General features: G+C 76.0%; 2 protein-coding genes. Both read left to right on the forward strand.

Features of this window, described 5'->3' with window-relative positions; translation table 11 throughout:
- The coding region (locus G5C62_RS26385; protein WP_206330881.1) for a diaminobutyrate--2-oxoglutarate transaminase family protein at positions 1-1,373 on the forward strand (1,373 nt) is incomplete at its 5' end.
- Entirely contained in the window at positions 1,370-2,782 is a 1,413-nt protein-coding gene (locus G5C62_RS26390) for an aminotransferase class I/II-fold pyridoxal phosphate-dependent enzyme (protein ID WP_164703324.1), read from the forward strand. The genes G5C62_RS26385 and G5C62_RS26390, both read left to right, overlap by 4 nt.
- Positions 2,783-2,934: the final 152 nt, after the last annotated feature.

The raw sequence follows: 2,934 nt of genomic DNA on the forward strand, positions 1-2,934 counted from the left end.
AGAAGTGTATAAGGGACAGCGACCGCACCGCGCCGCCCCTCCCCGCCGACGTGCTCGCCCGGCAGGCGGCCCGCGAGTCCGCCGCCCGGACCTATGCCCGGACCTTCCGCATCGTGCCGGTACACGCACGGGGGATGACGGTGACCGGCGCGGACGGCCGCCGTTACCTCGACTGCCTGTCGGGAGCGGGAACGCTGGCGCTCGGCCACAACCACCCGGTCGTCGTCGAGGCGGTGCAGCGTGTCATCGAGCGGGGCGCACCCTGGCACGCCCTCGACATCGCCACTCCGGAGAAGGACGACTTCACCGACGCGCTCTTCGCCGCGCTGCCGCCCGGGCTGGCCGGGCACGCCAAGGTGCACTTCTGCGGCCCGGCCGGCACCGACGCCGTGGAGGCCGCGCTCAAGCTGACCCGCACCGCCACCGGGCGCAGCGGCGTGGCAGCGTTCACCGGCGCCTACCACGGCATGACCGCCGGCGCCCTGGCCGCCTCCGGCGGGGTGGCGGTCAAGGAGCCCATGACCGGCGTGGCCACCGAGGCGGTCCGGCTGCCCTACCCGCACGCCTACCGCTGCCCGTTCGGGCTCGGGGACGCCTCGGGAGAGGTGTCGGCACGCTACGTGGAGCGGCTGCTGGACGACCCCAACGGTGGGATCGTGCCGCCTGCGGCGATGATCCTCGAGCCGGTCCAAGGCGAGGGCGGCGTCATCCCCGCACCGCTGCCGTGGCTACGTGAGATGCGCCGGATCACCGCCGAGCGGGGCATCCCGCTGATCGTCGACGAGGTCCAGACCGGAGTGGGCCGCACCGGCACCATGTGGGCGATCGACGCCGCCGAGGTGGAGCCCGACGTCATGGTGCTCTCCAAGGCGATCGGCGGGAGTCTCCCCCTGGCCGTGGTGGTCTACGCCGACCACCTCGACTCGTGGGCGCCTGGCGCGCACACCGGTACCTTCCGCGGCACGACCTTGGCGATGGCGGCCGGCGCCGCCACGCTGCGGTACGTGCTCGCCGAGCGACTGCCCGAGCGGGCCGAGGCCCTCGGCCGGCAACTGCGGGCCGAGCTGACGAGCCTGGCGGGCGCGCACCCCTCGATCGGGGAGGTGCGCGGCCGCGGGCTGATGAACGGCATCGAGCTGGTCGAGCCGGACGCCGCGCCGGATGCCTGCGGGGCTCGCCCGGCCGCTCCGGGCCTGGCCGTGGCCGTTCGCGCTGAGTGCCTGAAGCGGGGGCTGATCGTCGAGCTCGGGGGGCGGCACGACAGCGTCGTCCGGCTGCTGCCGCCGCTGGTGATGACCGACGAGGAGGCCGGTGCGGTCCTCGACCGCCTCGACGCGGCCCTGACTGTGGCCGAGCAGGAGCACCGGGCATGACCGCCGTCGTCCCCGGGCGACCGGCGCCCCGCGGCCTCCGCGGCTCCGAGGAGGGCGACCTGGCCGAGCTCGTGTCGGTCTCGGTCGACGCGCTTGCCGCCGGCCGGGCGGCACGGAGCGGCCCGGTGCCTGCCGGTGACCCTCGGCAGGTGGCCGCCGACGTCGACGCCGCCCTCTCCGGCGGTGTCCTGCCGCAGGTCGGGATCGGTGCACGGGCCGCCCTGGTCGGGCTGGTGAGCACCGTCGCCGCGGGCGCCGCTGACCCGGCCGACCCGCTGTGCGCGGCCCACCTGCACTGCCCGCCGCTGCCGGTCGCGGTCGCCGCCGACCTGGCCGCCAGCGCCCTGAACCAGTCGCTGGACAGCTGGGACCAGGCGCCCGCCGCCACGGTGCTCGAAGAGCGGGTCATTGCCACGCTTGCCGAGCTGGCCGGCCTGACCGGCGGCGTCGGAGTGGTGACCACCGGTGGGACGGGGTCGACCTACACCGCCCTGCTGCTGGCCCGCGACGCCGACCCCAGGCCGGTCCGGCTGTACGCCGGCGCGGCCGCGCACTTCTCCGTGGAGCGGGCGGCCCACCTGCTCGGCCTGCCGGCCGTCGTCTCCGTGCCGCCGGCGGCGGACCGGGCTCTGGACCCCGCTGCGCTGGCCGCCCTGCTGCGCGATGCACCGTCGGGCGAGCGCCCCGTCGTGGTCGCCACGGCCGGCACCACGGACCTGGGGACGATCGATCCGCTCGCGGCCGTGGCTGCGCTGGTCCGCAGCCACGGCGGGTGGCTGCACGTCGACGCCGCCTACGGCGGGGGGCTGCTGTTCTCCGATCGGCGGCGGCACCTGCTGGCCGGCCTCGGGCAGGCCGACAGCATCTCCCTGGACCTGCACAAGTTCGGCTGGCAGCCGGCCGCCGCGGGGGTGTTGCTGACCCGGGAGGCGGCCGCGTTCGCCCCCTTGGACCGGCGGGCGGCCTACCTCAACCCGGCCGACGACGAGGCGGCCGGGTACGCCAGCCTGCTCGGCCGGTCACTGCGCACCACCCGCCGCGCCGACGTGCTCAAGATCGCCGTCACGCTGCGGGCGCTCGGACGGGCCGGTCTCGGCGCGATGGTCGACGCCTGCTGCGACCTGGCGGCGTACGCCGCGGCACGGGTGCAGGCCGAACCCCGGCTGCAGCTGGCCGCGGCCCCGGTGCTCAGCACCGTCGTGTTCCGCCACCGCGGCGGCGACGCGGTCAACGCCGGCCTGCGCCGACGACTGTTGCGCGAAGGACGCGCGGTCGTGGGCCGGACAGAGCTGGACGGACGGGTGCACCTGAAGCTCACCCTGCTCAACCCGGCCGCGACCCCGGCCGACGTCGACGCGCTGCTCGGCCTGGTCCTCGCCGCTGGATCCGCCGAGGAGGCCGACGCGTGACCACCGGCCCCGTCCGCACCGCACCCGTCCACGCGCCGGCCGAACCGGCAGCTGGGCAAGGACTCGGCGACCCAGCGCAGGTAGTCGTCGTACTCCGTGCGCGGCACCTGGAACCGCTCGGCGAGGTAGAAGCGGAACAACCGGCCCTGCGC

The sequence above is a fragment of the Modestobacter sp. KNN46-3 genome (assembly GCF_011039295.1).

What these genes read in the sequence shown, in the direction of transcription:
- G5C62_RS26390 (WP_164703324.1), top strand. Translation starts at nt 1,370, where the DNA reads ATGACCGCCGTCGTCCCCGGGCGACCGGCGCCCCGCGGCCTCCGCGGC.